Annotated in this window: 13 protein-coding genes and 1 pseudogene; 4 read left to right on the top strand and 10 right to left on the bottom strand. The window is 69.3% G+C overall.

Annotated elements, in window-relative coordinates; all coding sequences use genetic code 11:
- The first annotated feature begins 313 nt into the window (after window positions 1-313).
- A complete protein-coding gene (locus NF20_RS03380) occupies window positions 314-1,213 on the top strand; it encodes an SDR family NAD(P)-dependent oxidoreductase (protein ID WP_023861708.1) in 900 nt (299 codons plus the stop codon).
- A 33-nt stretch (window positions 1,214-1,246) separates the two neighbouring features.
- On the opposite strand, the gene NF20_RS03385 is transcribed toward NF20_RS03380, so the two are convergent.
- Both NF20_RS03385 and NF20_RS03390 read right to left on the bottom strand, forming a co-directional pair.
- Window positions 1,247-1,894 (bottom strand): cutinase family protein, encoded by a 648-nt coding sequence (locus NF20_RS03385; RefSeq protein ID WP_031345033.1) that lies wholly within the window; start codon window positions 1,892-1,894, stop codon window positions 1,247-1,249.
- Between the two features lie 223 nt (window positions 1,895-2,117).
- A complete protein-coding gene (locus NF20_RS03390; protein ID WP_009977106.1) occupies window positions 2,118-2,792 on the bottom strand; it encodes a TetR/AcrR family transcriptional regulator in 675 nt (224 codons plus the stop codon).
- Window positions 2,793-2,976: 184 nt separating this feature from the next.
- On the opposite strand from NF20_RS03390, the gene NF20_RS03395 reads away from it, so the two are divergent.
- Entirely contained in the window at window positions 2,977-4,743 is a 1,767-nt protein-coding gene (locus tag NF20_RS03395) for an N-acyl-D-amino-acid deacylase family protein (protein WP_033711230.1), read from the top strand.
- A gap of 36 nt (window positions 4,744-4,779) precedes the next feature.
- Here NF20_RS03395 and NF20_RS03400 read toward each other — a convergent pair whose 3' ends face one another.
- The gene (locus NF20_RS03400) at window positions 4,780-5,385 is read right to left on the bottom strand and encodes a TetR/AcrR family transcriptional regulator (protein WP_023899889.1); all 606 of its coding nucleotides are present in this window, start codon (window positions 5,383-5,385) and stop codon (window positions 4,780-4,782) included.
- A gap of 96 nt (window positions 5,386-5,481) precedes the next feature.
- Here NF20_RS03400 and NF20_RS03405 point away from each other — a divergent pair, with 96 nt between their 5' ends.
- Complete coding sequence (locus NF20_RS03405; protein ID WP_019734396.1) at window positions 5,482-6,057, top strand: SAM-dependent methyltransferase; 576 nt, start codon at window positions 5,482-5,484, stop codon at window positions 6,055-6,057.
- Window positions 6,058-6,065: 8 nt separating this feature from the next.
- Here the strand turns inward: NF20_RS03405 and NF20_RS03410 are convergent.
- Window positions 6,066-7,431, bottom strand: a pseudogene (locus NF20_RS03410) (DEAD/DEAH box helicase).
- A 356-nt stretch (window positions 7,432-7,787) separates the two neighbouring features.
- On the opposite strand from NF20_RS03410, the gene NF20_RS03415 reads away from it, so the two are divergent.
- Entirely contained in the window at window positions 7,788-8,639 is an 852-nt protein-coding gene (locus NF20_RS03415) for an enoyl-CoA hydratase-related protein (protein WP_003877871.1), read from the top strand.
- A 32-nt stretch (window positions 8,640-8,671) separates the two neighbouring features.
- Here the strand turns inward: NF20_RS03415 and NF20_RS03420 are convergent, their stop codons facing one another.
- From NF20_RS03420 to NF20_RS03445, 6 genes are read right to left on the bottom strand one after another with little or no spacing between them, the layout of a single operon-like run.
- A complete protein-coding gene (locus NF20_RS03420) occupies window positions 8,672-10,417 on the bottom strand; it encodes an FAD-binding protein (protein ID WP_033712519.1) in 1,746 nt (581 codons plus the stop codon).
- Complete coding sequence (locus NF20_RS03425; protein WP_023861700.1) at window positions 10,414-11,799, bottom strand: aromatic ring-hydroxylating oxygenase subunit alpha; 1,386 nt, start codon at window positions 11,797-11,799, stop codon at window positions 10,414-10,416. The genes NF20_RS03420 and NF20_RS03425 overlap by 4 nt, the downstream gene beginning before the upstream one ends.
- An 18-nt stretch (window positions 11,800-11,817) precedes the next feature.
- Complete coding sequence (locus tag NF20_RS03430) at window positions 11,818-13,341, bottom strand: acyl-CoA synthetase (RefSeq protein WP_033712518.1); 1,524 nt, start codon at window positions 13,339-13,341, stop codon at window positions 11,818-11,820.
- Window positions 13,342-13,350: 9 nt separating this feature from the next.
- The gene (locus tag NF20_RS03435; protein WP_033712516.1) at window positions 13,351-14,223 is read right to left on the bottom strand and encodes an enoyl-CoA hydratase-related protein; all 873 of its coding nucleotides are present in this window, start codon (window positions 14,221-14,223) and stop codon (window positions 13,351-13,353) included.
- 51 nt (window positions 14,224-14,274) lie between these two features.
- Entirely contained in the window at window positions 14,275-14,511 is a 237-nt protein-coding gene (locus NF20_RS03440) for a biotin/lipoyl-containing protein (RefSeq protein WP_023861697.1), read from the bottom strand.
- A complete protein-coding gene (locus tag NF20_RS03445; protein ID WP_023869267.1) occupies window positions 14,504-15,514 on the bottom strand; it encodes an alpha-ketoacid dehydrogenase subunit beta in 1,011 nt (336 codons plus the stop codon). The genes NF20_RS03440 and NF20_RS03445 overlap by 8 nt, the downstream gene beginning before the upstream one ends.
- Window positions 15,515-15,523 lie beyond the last annotated feature (9 nt).

The raw sequence follows: 15,523 nt of genomic DNA on the forward strand, positions 1-15,523 counted from the left end.
CTCCGTGCCGTCCGGATTGGCCGTGAGCAAACAGCGTCGCAGCCTGGTGTGGGGTCCCGACGGCCCTCGGTGACCCGTTTCACGCCGGTGTGCGCGGGGGCGTATCCGTTCGGATTTTCGGCGCGGCCGCGCACCCGGCAGTCGCGTAGGTGCCCGACCATCCGGTTGGCCGGCAGCGCCGGTTCTCATTTTCGCGACGGCTGGGTACTGTTCGGCTAATGTTCGACATCCCTGCCGGGCGGCTCGCCGGCATCCAATCGCGAAAATCATTCGCGCGCAAGGTTTTACCTCGCCCGCAAGCCGGCGCTGGGCGGTGGCCGCGGTGAGCGGCGCCGACGCGTTACTGTCCGGGCGCGGCGCGGTGGTGTCGGGCGGCAGCCGCGGCATCGGGCGCGCGGTCGCCGAACTGCTGGCCGGCCTGGGCGCCGGGGTGGTCGTCAACGGCCGCGACCCGCAGGCCGTGCAGGAGACGGTTGCGGCGATCACCGCGGCCGGGGGGCGGGCCACCGCGGTGGTGGGCGCCGCCGACGACGAGCGCATCGCCCGAAGCCTCGTCGACGAGTGCATCGGCGCGTTCGGGCGGCTGGACGCCTTGATCAACTGCGCCGGCATCGCCGAACCCGCGGGCTCGTCGATCCTGAACATCACCGCCGACGAATTCGACCACCTCATCGGCGCCCACCTGGGCACCGCTTTCCACACCTGCCGGGCGGCCGCCCCGGTCATGGTCGAGCAGCGGCACGGGTCCATCGTCAACACCAGCTCGGTGGCGTTCCTGGGCGACTACGGCGGGACCGGCTACCCGGCGGGCAAGGGTGCCGTCAACGCTCTGACCATGGCCATCGCCGCCGAATTGAAGGCCTACGGCGTCCGGGCCAACGTGGTGTGTCCCGGCGCCCGGACACGGCTGTCCACCGGCGCCGACTACGAACGACACATCGAGGACCTGCACCGTCGCGGGCTGCTCGACGACATGACCAAGCAGGCCTCGCTGGACAGCGCCCCGCCCGCCTTCGTGGCGCCGGTCTACGGTTACCTCGTCAGCGACTTGGCGCGCGACGTCACGGGCCAGATCCTTGTCGCCGCAGGCGGTTTCGTGGGCAGCTTCGACCGTCAAACACCGCGCCTGCTGGGCTACCGCGATCATCATCGGGCCGGGCCGTGGTCGATCGAGGAGGTGCACACGATGATCGGCGCGGCGGCGACGCCATGACCCGCCGGATCCGGACGTGCCGACGATTGCGGCCTACACCCGGCCGGCGGTGAAGTCGACCGCCTGATCGACCATTCCCGCCTCGACGTACTGCCGATGCGCGGCCGGGTTCACCGCCCCGGAACAGATCGGGTCGCCCGGCACGCACAATTCGATGGTCTTGGCGGCATACAGCGGCCCGATGGTGACCGGCGGCTCGTTGATGATGCTCATGAACTGCGCCGACGGCTTGCCGAACAGGGCAACGGCCGCCACGTGGTTGGCGACGGCCGCCGGCATCGGCTGCAGCGACTGCACCAGCTGGACCCCGTCCGGCACCGCACTTTCGGTGACGAAGCCCATCACCGCGGCGCCCTGGGAGTAGCCGCCCAGCACCATCTTGGTCCGGGGGCAATTCGCGGCCATCTGCTGAACGTGGGCGCCGGCATCGCTGATGCCGTCGGCGGCGGTGGGGAAGTCGGTGGTGGCGGGGTAGTTGACCGGGTAGACGCCCACGGACTTCGCGCCGAGGCGCGACCGCAGCGTGTCGACGAAGCTCTGGCCGATCCGTCCGACGCCGGGAGGTTCGGAGGTGCCGCGAGCGAACACCACCTCGACGTCAGGGCACGAATCCGCGGCCGCCGGCGCGGCCGGACCGACGAGCGCCGGACCGAGGAGCAGCGCCGAAAACGGCGACAGCACAGCACAACTCAAGCCAGCGAGGAGACGCGCCTTCACATCGCGATCCTGCCACAGCACGGCCGCCGGCGCGCGCCGGGCGATCGTGCTGTGACGAAGACAACCACCGGCCGGCCTCGCGGGCACCCGGGACGGACATATTGGTGCACATGTATGGTCACCGCGCCGGGGCCTTGGGGGCCTTGGGGGCCTTGGGGGCCTGGGCCTGGAATGCCGGCGTGGGTGCTCAGGACGCTTTCGACGCCCGCCGGCGGGGGCGTTGCTGCGGCTCGGCGGCGCCCAGCGCGTCCATCGCGCGGAGCAACTGCGGGTAGGCGATCGCCGGCCCGATCCAGCGGGTCAGGTAGCGCCGCAGATCCGCGCCGGTGCGCGGCGGACGGCCCGGGTCCGTGAGGAAGGAATGCAGCACCCGCAACGAGAACTCGTTCAGCTCTTCCAGCCCGGCTTCGTCGAAACCGTAACTCTCCCAGTCGATGTCGTAACGGTGTAGCATGGATCGGCCGAACGCCAACGCGGTGTCGGAGATGATCGACACCTTCTGGCCGCCGCGGTGGCGCTGGTTGAGGACGAACTCGACCTGGTGGTCGGAGGCCAGCTCCTCGACGGCGAACGCCATCCCCTCGGTGATCGCCACCACCGGATCGGTCACGCCGTCGAGATGGGCCGCCATCCGGTCCAGGAAGCCGTCGGCCGACCGCATCGCCGAGGCCACCAACAACGCCTGCGTCCCCGGGAAGTAGCGGTAGACCGTCTGCCGGGTCACGCCCAGTGCCCGCGCCACGTCGGCGATCCGCAACGCCGACCCGCGTTCGGCGATGATCCGGTCGGCGGCGTCGAGGATGCGCTCGATCGCCTCCGCATCGGATGCCGGCGTGTTTCCCGCCCAGCCATGACTGCGCATGATTACCCGATGGCAAACTCGTAGCCGGTGATCCCCACAGCTGGATCTTAGCCTCCGTCACCGCCGGATCGTCGCTGGCTAACCCACGCGTCGGGGCGCCCGCAACCCGGCAAGACACTATCCCCATTGTGTATGATCACTGCGAATCTCTTCCGGCGTGCCGGCTGGACAGAAAGGCCGACCGATGGGCTACGACACCGTGATCACCAACGGGCGCTGGTTCGACGGGACGGGCGGACCGTCGGCAATGCGGGACATCGGCGTGCGCGACGGCCGCGTCGTCACGATCGCCGCGGGGCCGCTGGACACCGCCGGCGCGACCGTCATCGACGCCTCCGGCCAATGGGTGATCCCCGGCATCATCGACATCCACACCCACTACGACGTCGAAATACTTTGTGAGCCGGAGCTTTCCGAGTCGTTGCGGCACGGTGTGACCACGGTGCTGCTGGGCTCGTGCTCGCTGTCGACGGTCTACCTGGACAACGTCGACGCGGGTGACATCTTCGGCCGGGTGGAGGCGATCCCGCGGCGCTACGTCATCGAGCACCTAAAGGCGGCCCGGTCCTGGACCAACCCCAAGGAGTACGTGGCCGAACTCGAACGGCGCAATCTGGGCCCGAACGTCGCGGCGTTCATCGGGCATTCGGACATGCGCGCCGCCACCATGGGACTGGACCGGGCGACCCGCAAGGACGTCCGGCCGTCCGCGGCCGAACTGGCCCGGATGGAGACGATGCTCAACGAGGCACTCGACGAGGGGTTCGTCGGGATGTCCTCGCAGCAGCTGTTGTTCGACAAGCTCGACGGCGAGGTGTGCCGGTCGCGCACCCTGCCCTCGACCTACGCCGCGCCGCGCGAGCTGCGCCGGCTGAACTCGATCCTGCGGCGGCGCGACAAGATCCTGCAGTCGGGGCCGGACATCACGAATCCGCTGTCGGTGCTGTCGCAGCTGATGACGTCCCTCGGGATCGGCCGGCCGCGGCTGAAGACCAGCCTGCTGTCGGCGGCCGACATCAAGGCCATACCGTTCGTGATCCACGTGATGGACCGGCTCGCCCGGGTCGTCAATGCCCTTGGCGGCGACTTCCGCTGGCAGCACCTGCCGGTGCCGTTCGAGGTGTACGCGGACGGGATTTCGCTGGTGGTGTTCGAGGAGTTCGGTTCCGGCGCCGCGGCCCTGCACCTGCAGACCGAGATCGAGCGCAATCGGCTGATGCGGGACGAAGGATACCGGCGCCGGTTCCGCAAGGACTACGACAGCAGATTCGGGCCCCGGGTGTGGCACCGCGACTTCTTCGACGCCGAGATCGTGGCCTGCCCCGAGCAGGCCGTCGTCGGCAAGTCGTTCGGGCAGGTCGGCCTGGAGCGCGGCGCCCTTCACCCGGTCGACGCGTTCCTGGACCTGGTCGTCGAGCACGGCGAGCGGCTGCGCTGGCGCACCACGATCTCCAACCATCGCCCCGAGGTGCTGCGGAAGATGGCCCAGAGCCCCACCGTTCAGATGGGGTTCTCCGACGCCGGGGCGCACCTGCGCAACATGGCGTTCTACAACTCCGGGCTGCGGCTGCTGCGGCACGCGCACGACGCCCAGAAAGCCGGTAAGCCCTTCATCTCCATGGAGCACGCCGTGCACCGGCTCACCGGCGAACTCGGGCGGTGGTACGGCATCGACGCCGGCACCCTGCGCGTGGGCGACCGCGCCGACATCGTCGTCATCGATCCCGCCAGACTCGACGAGTCGCTCGACCGCTATGCCGAGCATCCGGTTGCGTCCTACGGCGGGTTGTCGCGGATGGTGAACCGCAACGACGACACGGTCACCGCGGTGCTGGTGGCCGGGAAGCTCGCGTTCGGCTCCGGTCGGGCCGCGCCGCAGCTGGGCAAGCAGCGATACGGTCAGTTCCTTCGCGCCGGCCGGCCGTCGCGCACCCTGGTCAGCACCGGCTAGCGCGAACCAGCCTGCAGGACAGTCGATTTCGTGTGTTCATGACGCCCGCGCGGCGCCCAGGATGAGGCCGACGGCCTCGTCGAGCTGTCCGGAGATCTCGGCGAAGCTGACGAACCGGGCTGTCATCAGCGCACCCGAGAAGGTCATCTGCAGGGTGGACTTGACGGCGCGCGGCCAGCCCGGCCCCAACGCGGCCGCGATCCGCCGGGACACCTCCTCGCCGATCTGCTCCCGCAGCGGCTTGACCGCCGGATCGTCGGCCATCAGCGCCGCACCGCAGGCGGCGGTCAACTCCGGCTCATCGGCGACCACCACCGCCATGTCCCGCAGCGTCGCGCTGACCCTGCTCTGGGCCGTCTCGTTGACGTCGGTGTGCACCGGCAGGTCGCGCAGAAAGCGCAGGTACACCGCCGCCACCAGGGCGCTCTTCGACGGAAAGTAGGTGTAGGCGCTGGCCGGTGATACCCCGGCGCGGGTCGCCACGGCGCGCATCGTCAAGCCGGCGTAGGACGATTCCCGCAACTCCTGCAACCCGGCGTCGAGCACTTTGCGGATCGTCTGTCCGGGCCGGCGGTCGGATCGACGCGCCGGTCCGGTGGGGGCGCCGCCGGCGATGACCGGCGATGACGCATCTTCGGGCACCCGTCGAGTGTAGGAATGAGCCCGCCGCCGACAGCGAGTGCCGTCCGGTCAGCACGCGGCGGCCGGGCCTAGAGTGGCTGGGCGGAGGAGATGCGGATGGGCGAAGCCGACCGGCATCGCTGGGACGAGCGGTACGCGGCGAACGGCCCGCCGCCGCTGAGTTCGGTTGCGCCGCCCGGTGTTTTCGCGCGCCACGCGGACGTGTTCCCGGCCGCAGGGCGGGCGCTGGACCTGGCCTGCGGGCAGGGGACCTCGGCGGTGTGGTTGGCGTTGCGCGGGCTGCGCGTGCTGGGCCTGGACGTCTCGCCGGTGGCGATCGGCCAGGCGCGGGACCTGGCCCGGCGCGCCGGGGTGGGCGAGCGGTGCCGCTTCGACGTCGCCGATCTCGACCGCGGGCTGCCGGTAGGGCCACCCGCCGACGTCATCGTCTGCTGCAAGTTCCGCGACCGCCGCCTCGACCGGGCCATCGTCGAACGGCTGGCGCCGGGCGGGCTGCTGGCCATCGCCGTGCTCAGCGAGGTGGGAGCCGGCCCGGGCCCGTTCCGCGCGGCGCCCGGCGAACTCACCGCCGCGTTCGCCGATCTGGAGCCGATCGCCGCCGGAGAGGCGGACGGCCAGGCGTGGCTGCTGGCCCGGGCCTGTCAATCCGAGCCGATGGTTGAGAGGCGTTGAGCCGCAGCCTATCCCGCGCTGCCCTGGGCGCGGCTGGCGCGGCGACGGTCGGGTCGCCGGCCGGTGCGGCGGCCGGTGCGGGACGGCGGCGTGCGCCGCGGTCGTCCTCGCCGACCGGCCGCTGCGCCGGCGCCGTTGTCCCGCGGCAGCCGGCCGATGCGGCCCGGCCGGGTGCGACGGCACACCGGCGGCCGCGGGCGGCTTCGGGGGCGCGATCGGGCCGACGAGTGCGTGCACCGCCTCCGAGCCGGCGGTCACCCGCTGGGGTGCGACGTCGATACCGGCCTTGCGCATCAGCGCCCGGGTGTGTTCGCGCTGCTCGGGCAGCACCACCGTGACGACGTCGCCGGCGCTGCCGGCCCGCGCGGTGCGCCCGGACCGGTGCAGATAGGACTTGTGCTCGCTGGGCGGGTCGATGTGCACGACGAGCTCGACCTCGTCGACGTGCACGCCGCGCGCCGCGATGTCCGTCGCGACCAGCACCCGGGCGCTGCCGGCGGCGAACATGGCCAGGTTGCGCTCCCGCGCGGGCTGGGACAGGTTGCCGTGTAGGTCGACCGAGGGAACCCCCGATTCGGTGAGTTGCCTGGCGAGCTTGCGCGCTTGATGTTTGGTGCGCAGGAACAGGATTCGGCGCCCGGTGCCCGAAGCGAGCCGGTGCACCAACTCCTTCTTCGCCTGCACGCTGTCGACATGGAACACATGATGGGTCATCTCGGACACGGGCGAATTGGCCTCGTCGACGGAGTGCAGCACCGCGTCGCGGAGGAACCGGGTGACCAGCTTGTCCACCCCGTTGTCCAGCGTCGCCGAAAACAGCAGCCGCTGGCCATCATTGGGCGTGGCGGCCAGAATCCGGGTGACGCCGGGCAGAAAGCCGAGATCGGCCATGTGATCCGCCTCGTCGATCACGGTCACCCGCACCGCCTCCAGGGTGATCAAACGCTGCCGCATCAGATCCTCGAGCCGGCCGGGGCAGGCCACCACGATGTCCACTCCGGCCTTCAGCGCGGCCACCTGGCGGTGTTGCGAGACGCCGCCGAAGATCGTGCTGACCCGCAGGCCAGCCGCCGCCGCCAACGGCTCGAGCGTCGCGGTGATCTGCGTCGCCAGCTCCCGGGTGGGTGCCAGCACCAAACCCGTTGGCCGGGCGGGACGGCGGTTTCCGGTGGACAGCCGGCCGACGAGCGGAATCGAGAACGCGAGCGTCTTGCCGCTGCCGGTTTTCCCGCGGCCCAGCACATCTCGCCCGGCAAGGGTGTCGGGCAGGGTTTCGGCCTGGATGGGGAACGGGCTCGTGATACCGCGCGCCGTCAGCGCATCCACGATCCGGGCGGGCACGCCGAGATCGGCAAAAGTCTTGGGGGTGGTCACTTTTCGGTGCCTTTCAGGCAGCGCCGGGTGGGAGACGAGGACGTCCCGCGGACCGGCGCGAGGTGGCGAGATTGCCGGCTGGCAAAATCGATCGCCGCGAGACAAGCCAGTGCGGGATGCACGGATCATCCGGGTGCCGGGCGCGGTCTACGGCGCCGGCACCGGTGGGATGAGAAACTTTCCACGACGGGTTGGCGGTTCATGTCAGTGTTCATGACTGTGCTCGTGACAGTGACGCCAACGTTGCGACCAGCCTAGCCTATCGCCGCCCCGGACCGCTAAACGGCCGCAACCCGAGCACGGTGAGCAGCGCAAAGCCGATTTCGGCCGGGCCGGTCTCCGGTAATGTCTGCCTGATGGAGCGGCGCGTCCTGGAAGCGGTCATCTACGAGCGGGAACCGCCGATCGCGCGGATCGTGCTCAATCGGGTCGACAAGGCCAACACCAAGGACGCGGTGCTGGTCACCGAGGTCGACGACTGCCTGCACGAGGCCGACCGGGACAAGGACATCAAGGTCGTCATCATCAAGGCCAACGGCAAGGGATTCTGCGGCGGCCACGTGGCCCGGTGGGGCCCGGACGAAAACCCGTATCCCGATTTCGGGGAGACCTTCGAAGACCTCTACAAGGGCACCGCCGACCTGTTCTTGTGGCCGACGCTGTATCTGTGGGAGTTTCCCAAGCCGACCATCTCCCAAATCCACGGCTACTGCATGGGCGGTGGAATCTATCTCGGCTTGCTGACCGACTTCTGCGTCGCCTCCGAGGACGCGTATTTCCAGATGCCCCTTGCCCAGAGCCTCGGCGAGCCCGGCGGGCACACCATGATCGAGCCCTGGCTGATGATGAACTGGCACCGCACCATGGACTGGTTGCTGCTGGCGCCGACGCTTTCCGCGCAACAGGCCCTCGACTGGGGGCTGCTAAACAAGGTGGTGGCGCGCGACGACCTCGAGGACACCGTCGAGGAGATGGCCCGCAAGATCGCCCGGATCCCGTTGACCACACTGATGGCGGTCAAGAACAACGTGAAGCGGGCGTGGGAGTTGATGGGCATGCGGGTGCACCTGCAGGTCAGCCACATCCTGACCAACATGGTCGGCGCCGCCTCCGACGTGCAGGCGCGCCGGGCCGAGCTGATGCGGTCGGGCATGAAGCCGCGCGAATTCGTCGACAAGCCGGACGAAAAGGGTTCTCCGCCAACGTGAAGTTAGTTTCACGCTCGCGACCGAGCGTGAAACTAGTCGCACACTCGGCGCGGAGGCACGCCGGCGATGGCGCGTGGAGGCGTGCCGGCGATCCTGCGGCCGGCCGCGTGCCGGGCGGCGACGTACCCGAACACCATCGAGTTGGCGATGCTCGCCCCCGCACCCGGATAGGTGCGGCCCATCACGGTCGCGGTGGTGTTGCCGGTGGCATACAAGCCCTCGATCACCCGGTCTTGTTGGTCGAGCACCTGCGCGTACTCGTTGGTGATCACGCCGCCGCACGTGCCCACATCGGCGGGGAACACCCGGGTGGCGTAATACGGCGCGGTGTCGAGGGGTCCGATCGCGGCGTTGGGCCGATACCCCGGGTCGCCCAGGCAGTCGTTGTAGGCCGACTGGCCGCGGCCGAAGTCCGGGTCCAGGCCCTTGGCCGCGAACCGGTTGAAGCGTTCGACGGTGCGCGCGAGTTCGCCTGCGGGAAGGTCGGTTTCGCCGGCCAGCCCGGCGATGGTCGCGGCACGCTTGACGGCGCCGGACTCGATCAGCTCCGCCGGCAGCGGCTGGTGGCGCCGCAGGGTTTTCAGCGGGTTCGCGCTCGTGACGTACCGGCGCACGTAACCGTCGTCGAAGATCATCCAGCACGGCACCGCCTTGTTGGCGTACATGGCCTTGCCGACCTCGACGTATGAGTTCGACTCGTTGCAGAACCTCCGCCCGGTCGAGTCGACATAGATCGCGCCCGGCCGCTGCCGCCCCGAGCCGAGCGAGGCAGCGACCGCCCCGCCGTTGGCGATGAAAACCGAAGGCAGCCACCAGGCTTCGTCCATCAGGTCGGTCTTGGCGCCCAGCCGCATCGCCGCTTCGAGCACCTCACCGGTGTCGCCGGCGTTGGCGATCGACCATTGCCCCTCATTGGGCTGGTCACCGCTGTAGCGCCGGCGCATCTGCTTGTTGTGGCCGAAACCGCCCGCCGCCAGCAAGACTCCCTTGCGCGCCTCGACGGCGCACGCCCCGCCGTCGCGCAGGATGCGCGCGCCGACCACTCGGCCGTCCTCGACGACGAGCTCGGTCAGCGCGGCATCCGTCCACAACGGTGGTTGCCCGTCGCTGAGGTCCAGCAGCGCCTTGAGCATGTGCGCGATCAGCGAAGCGCCGTTGGTGAGCAGCTGCCGGCGCCGCATCCGCGCCGCCGCGGTGCGGGCGAACACCCGGGCCGCCACGGCGAACGTGCGCGCCGAGCGGTTGAAGTACTGCACCGAACGCAATTCGTTGGTCAGCACCACGTATCCGTAGTTGCGGGCCAGCGGCGGCTGCACCCGCCCGCTCCAGCTGCCCAGCTTCGCGGCATCGAACGGGACGGCCTCGACGGCGCGGCCGGACGCGTTGCCGCCCTTGTGATTCGGGTAGTAGTCGCTCCAGCCGGCGCAGCGGATCAGCGCGACGCCCCTGCGGGTGAGGAAATTGATCATTTCGTGGCCCGCGGTGAGGAACATTTCACGTCGCTCGGGGGAGGACGCCGCACCGACGTCGCCGACCACGTCGGCCAGGTACGCCAGCCCGTCCTGGTGCGAGTCGGCGACGCCCTCGGCCCGCATCAACGGGTTGTTCGGCAACCAGACGATGCCGCCCGAGAGTCCCGTCGAACCGCCGACCAGCGACTGCTTCTCGACGATCAGCGGCTCGAGCCCGCTGTCCAGCGCGGCCAGCCCGGCCACCATGCCGCCCCCGCCGCTGCCCGCGATGAGCAGATCCACCGAGCGGTCCCACGTCACGCTCATCGCGCCTCCACGGCGCCGAAGCCGAGGTCGACGACCGGCACGTCGATGGTGGTGTTGGTCTTGTGGATGGCCGGCAGCAGCGCGTCGTAGCGCAGCCCGGCCAGGAAGCCGTCGATGACCCGCTCGAAGTTGGAGATCAGGCCTTCGATCCGGTCGGACAACCGCATGAACTCGAAGCTCTTGGAGTGCAAGCCTTTCTGCTGACGCGGCAGGTTGGAGAAGTCCTGGGCGGGGATCGGCGGCCAGCGCGGGTCGTCGGGCGCCATCGGTTCCGGCGGTGTCGGTTTGCCGGCCGAGGCGTCGCCGGGCAGCCGGGTCAGCGACCAGATCTCGAACAGGGTTTCCTCGGGCCCCAGCGGCCGGATGCGATACGACGATGCGCTGCTGTAGGTCGGCAGGATGAAGTGGTGCGGGAAGGCGAATCCGATCGCATCGGTGATCCCGCGGCGGTCCAGTTCGTTGAGATCGGGCATGCCGCTGCCCCGGGCGCGATGCCAGTCGACGACGGCGTCGTTGAGGGCGCTGCGCCACGCCGCCATCGCGGCGGCCGGGTCGGACGGCAGCCGCATGGTCTGCAGGCCCTCGGCGATGCGGATGTCGTTCTGGTGCGTCATGCCGGCCATGCCCTCGCCCAGCGTGCGCATGAAGTACAGGCTGCTCGCGACGACGGGATGTACTGCGGCCGAAGGCTCGCCGGTCTGGGCGCCCGGCAGCAGCTGAGGATGGGTCTGCGGCACGTGGTAGCCCTCCATGAACGCCGCCGTCGCCAGTTTCCAGTTCACCGGCAGCCGGCACGATTGCCACCACTCGACCCGCAGCGACTCGACCCGCCAGGCGTCGTAGGTCGACGCGAACGGCTCCATCCAGTCGCGCAGCGCCGGCGCATCGTCGTCGAAGTTGATCCACGCGCAGCCGCCCCACAGTTCGCAGCGCACCGACACCAGTCGCAGGTCGGCGGCCGCCAGATTCTCCTGCGCGAAGGTCTCGGGCCGCAGCACGAACGTGTTGCGCCCGTCCAGGCTCCAGCACCATCCGTGGAACGGGCACACGAAGGTGCGCCGATTCCCGTTGCCTTCCACCAGTTTCACGCCCCGATGCCGGCAGGCGTTGTGGTAGGCGCGCACGGTCTGGCTGTCCAGCCGCACCACGATGATGGACTCGTTGAGAATCTCGTATTCGACGAAATCGCCGGGCTTGGGGATCTCCTCGAGCCGGCACGCCATCTGCCAGACCCGCGGCCAGAACATCTCCTTCTCCAGCGCGTAGAACTCCGGGTCGTAGTAGCGCTGCTTGGGGATCCGGTTGGGGGTCTGCACCGCCCACGGCACCGGCAGCGGCGTCGCGTTCACGCCGGTGTGCGGCTTGCTCGTCTCTACAGCCATCTCGCCATCCTCGTCAGGTCACACGATCCGGGATTCCCGTCCCTGCCAGTAACGTTCGCGGATACGCCGCTTGTACAGCTTTCCGTTCGGGTCGCGGGGAAGGGTGCCGAACTCGACGGTGCGCGGGCACTTGTAGCCGGCCAGGTGGGCCCGGCAGTATGCGATGAGCTCGGCGGCCAGGTCGGGTCCGGGCGGCACGCCGTCGGCGGGCTGCACGACGGCCTTGACTTCCTCGCCGAATTCGTCGTTGGGAACCCCGAATACCGCCGCGTCGAGAAGTTTCGGGTGCATCACGAGCAGGTTCTCGACTTCCTGCGGATAGATGTTGACCCCGCCGGACACGATCGTGAACGTCGAGCGGTCGGTGAGGTAGAGGTAGCCGTTCTCATCGAGATGGCCCATGTCGCCCAGCGAGCGCCAGCCGCGCTCGTTGTACACCGACGCGGTTTTGACGGGGTCCTTGAAGTACTCGAAGTCGGGCCCGCCTTCGAAATACAGCTCACCGGTCTGGCCGACCGGGACTTCCCGCCCGTCCTCGTCGAGCACGTGCACCGGTGCGAGCGGGACGCCGACCGAACCGGGGTGGGCGAGCCATTCCTGCGGGCCGATGGTGGTGCCCGCGAAACCCTCGGTGCCGCCGTAGTATTCGTGGATGATCGGGCCGAACCAGCGCATCATCCGGTGCTTGACGTCGACCGGGCAGGGTGCGGCGGCGTGGATGACGCAGCGCAGGCTCGACACGTCGTAGCGGTCCCGCACCGCTTCCGGAAGCTTGAGCATGCGCACGAACATCGTCGGCACGAACTGGGCGTGCGTCACCCGGTGCGTCTCGATCAGCCGCAAGACCGTCTCGGCGTCGAACTTCCTCATGATGATCGACGCGGCACCGACCCGGTTGACGGCCATCGTGTAGTTCACGCCCGCGGCGTGGTAGAGCGGTGCGGGGGACAGGTAGACGCTGCGCTGCGTCATGCCGTACTTGTGGATCAGCGCCAGCTCCAGCACCGACTGCGCCCAGGACCCGTTGCCGTCCTGGGGAAGTGGCCGCCGGACCGCCTTGGGCCGGCCGGTGGTGCCGGACGAATACAGCATCTCCGACCCGTCCGACACCGGTGGGGCATCGCCGGCGGCGCCGAGTACTCCCTCGTAGTCGCGCCAGCCGGCCAGCTTGCCCCCGACCGCGATGTGCACCGCCGGGTTGGCGTTGCGCACCCGGGTGGCGATTCCGGGCAGCGACGCGTCGACGAACACCGCCTTGGCATCCGAGTCGTCGATGACGTAAACGACCTCGTCCGCGGTGAAGTGGGTGTTGACCGGCGTGTAGTATAGGCCGGAAAGCTGGCAGCCCCAACTGATTTCGAGGAACTCCGGCCGGTTGGGCAAGACCAGGGCCACACCGTCGCCGCGGCGCAGCCCCAGCTCGTGCAGCGCCGCGGCCACCCGCCGGCTGCGGTCGTGCAGTTCGCCGTACGAGATCGTCCCGCCGTCGGTGATCAGGGCCGGCGACTGTGCGGCCGCGAGCGCGTGCTCGGCGATGTTCACCCGGCCGGCCTAAGTCGTTGCGGCGCCGTCGGTCTGGGCAGCGGCGGCGGCCTGGCGGCGGGCCTGCTCGGACGGCAGCACCTTGGCCTTGAACACGGTCTGAATCAGCTCTTGGACATCCTTGCTGATCGAGGCGAGCGCGACGAGGTCGTTGGAGCTCTGCCAGTGCACCCGCATGCCCATCAACTCCCAGGCCCGTTTCAGGTTCGCCTTGGTCGCCAGCAGGGTCGTCATGGGCGCCTGCGCGATGTGGCGGGCGATGGCCTCGACCCGATCGTCGAGCTGGTCGCGCGGCACCACCTCGTTGACCAGCCCCACCTCGAGCGCCTTGCGGGCGTCGATCACCTCGGCCAGGTACAGGTAGTAGGCGGCGCGGCGCCAGTTCATGAAAATCCAAGGCTCGATGGAACATTCGCCCGACGGCATGCCGAAGCCCTGCAGCGGCGGGTAGGAGAAGTAGGCGTCCTCGGCGGCGATGACGATGTCGGTGGTCAGCCCGTAATGGGTGCCGCCGCCGACGCAGTAGCCGTGCACCTGGGCGATCGTCGGTTTGGAGAACTCCCACAGGTTCAGGATCGGCTTGACGAACAGATCGGTCTGCGGCTTCCACGGGGTGCCCATCACCTTCGCGCCCTCGACGAACGCCGGGTAGTCGACCGCGTTGTTGCCGATGGCGTGACCCGAGCAGAAGCCCTTGCCGTTGGCCTTCATGATCAGCACTTTGACGTCGTAGTCGCGGTCGGCGTCGGCCAGCGCCGCGTCGACCTCTTCGGCCAGCTTCTGGTCCTGGGCGTTGGCCTTCTCCGGCCAGTTCAGGGTGACGCGGGCGATCGGGCCTTCCTTCTGGTAGATGATTCTCTCGCGGGTCTCGTTGAGATCCATACGCGTTCAACCTTTCCTGGTATACGTTGGTTCACCTTGGTTCATGTCGGTTCAACCAGTGATGACCCCGATTTCGGCGCCGATCTGGTAGGTGGTCCCGACCTGCCCGGTCCACCGCACCGTGCCGGATGCTCCCGCCTCGATCTCCTGCTCGACCTTCTCGGTGGCGATCACGTAGATCGGGGTGCCCGCCTCGACGTGCTCGCCGGCGCCGACCAGCAGCCCGGTGAGCTCGGCCTCCGACACCGCCACCGACACCCGGGGAATGCGAATGACGAAGTCAGCCATGCGCCGTGGCCCCCGTCAGCGTCCTGCCCAACGTCTTCAGCGCCGCCACCGCGATGCGCTCCGGGGACGGGTACACCTGCGCCTCCAGCGCGGCCGCGGCCGGATTGGGGACGAACCGGGCGGCGACCCGTTCGACGGGCGCGGCCAGCTCCGAAAACAGCCGCGAGTGCAGGATCGCCGCGACTTCGGCTCCGGGACCGGCGAATTGCACCGCGTCGTGCACGATCACGGCCCGGCGGGTGCGCCGCACGGACGCCACGACGGTGTCGACGTCCAGCGGCACCAGGGTGCGCAGGTCGACCACCTCGGCGCTGACGCCCTGGTCGCCCAGCATCGCCGCGGCGGCCAGCGCGTCGTGCACCGGGCGCCCGTAACCGATCAGGCTGACGTCGGTGCCGGGCCGCTTGATGTCGGCCTGGCCCAGCGGGATGCGGAAGCCGGGTTCGACGGGGACCGGGCCCTTCTTGCCCTGCAGCCGAATCGTCTCGATGAACAGGCACGGGTCGGGGTCGAAGATCGCCGAGCTCAGCAACCCCTTGCCGTCGCGCGGGGTGGCCGGCACGATCACCTTCAATCCCGGGATGTGCATGAACCATGCCTCCAGGCTCTGCGAATGCGTTGCGCCGGTGGATAATCCGGCATACACCTGGGTGCGCACGGTCAGCGGCGCCGACGTGCGTCCGGCCGTCATGAATCTCAGCTTGGCGGCGTTGTTGATCAGCTGGTCGGCGGCGATGCCGATGAAATCCATGATCATGATCTCGGCGACCGGCAGCAGGCCGTCGATGGCGGCGCCGATCGCCGCCCCCACGATCGCCGCCTCCGAGATCGGTGTGTCCAGCACCCGGTCGCGGCCGTATTTCGTCGACAGACCCGCGGTCGGTCCGGAAGCGCCGGGATCGGCAATGTCCTCGCCCAGCAGGAAGACTCGCTCGTCGGCGGCGAGCGCCTGATCCAACGCGAGGTTGAGCGCCTCGCGCATCGTCATCTCTTGGTCGGCCATCGCACGCGT

The sequence above is a fragment of the Mycobacterium sp. MAC_080597_8934 genome, assembly GCF_000523975.1.
Classification (GTDB): Bacteria; Actinomycetota; Actinomycetes; order Mycobacteriales; family Mycobacteriaceae; genus Mycobacterium; species Mycobacterium avium.

What these genes read in the sequence shown, in the direction of transcription:
- NF20_RS03390 (WP_009977106.1), bottom strand. Translation starts at nt 2,792, where the DNA reads ATGCGCAGTCATGGCTGGGCGGGAAACACGCCGGCATCCGATGCGGAG.
- NF20_RS03435 (WP_033712516.1), bottom strand. Translation starts at nt 14,223, where the DNA reads ATGGATCTCAACGAGACCCGCGAGAGAATCATCTACCAGAAGGAAGGC.
- NF20_RS03415 (WP_003877871.1), top strand. Translation starts at nt 7,788, where the DNA reads ATGGAGCGGCGCGTCCTGGAAGCGGTCATCTACGAGCGGGAACCGCCG.
- NF20_RS03395 (WP_033711230.1), top strand. Translation starts at nt 2,977, where the DNA reads ATGGGCTACGACACCGTGATCACCAACGGGCGCTGGTTCGACGGGACG.
- NF20_RS03445 (WP_023869267.1), bottom strand. Translation starts at nt 15,514, where the DNA reads ATGGCCGACCAAGAGATGACGATGCGCGAGGCGCTCAACCTCGCGTTG.
- NF20_RS03440 (WP_023861697.1), bottom strand. Translation starts at nt 14,511, where the DNA reads ATGGCTGACTTCGTCATTCGCATTCCCCGGGTGTCGGTGGCGGTGTCG.
- NF20_RS03420 (WP_033712519.1), bottom strand. Translation starts at nt 10,417, where the DNA reads ATGAGCGTGACGTGGGACCGCTCGGTGGATCTGCTCATCGCGGGCAGC.
- NF20_RS03405 (WP_019734396.1), top strand. Translation starts at nt 5,482, where the DNA reads ATGGGCGAAGCCGACCGGCATCGCTGGGACGAGCGGTACGCGGCGAAC.
- NF20_RS03425 (WP_023861700.1), bottom strand. Translation starts at nt 11,799, where the DNA reads ATGGCTGTAGAGACGAGCAAGCCGCACACCGGCGTGAACGCGACGCCG.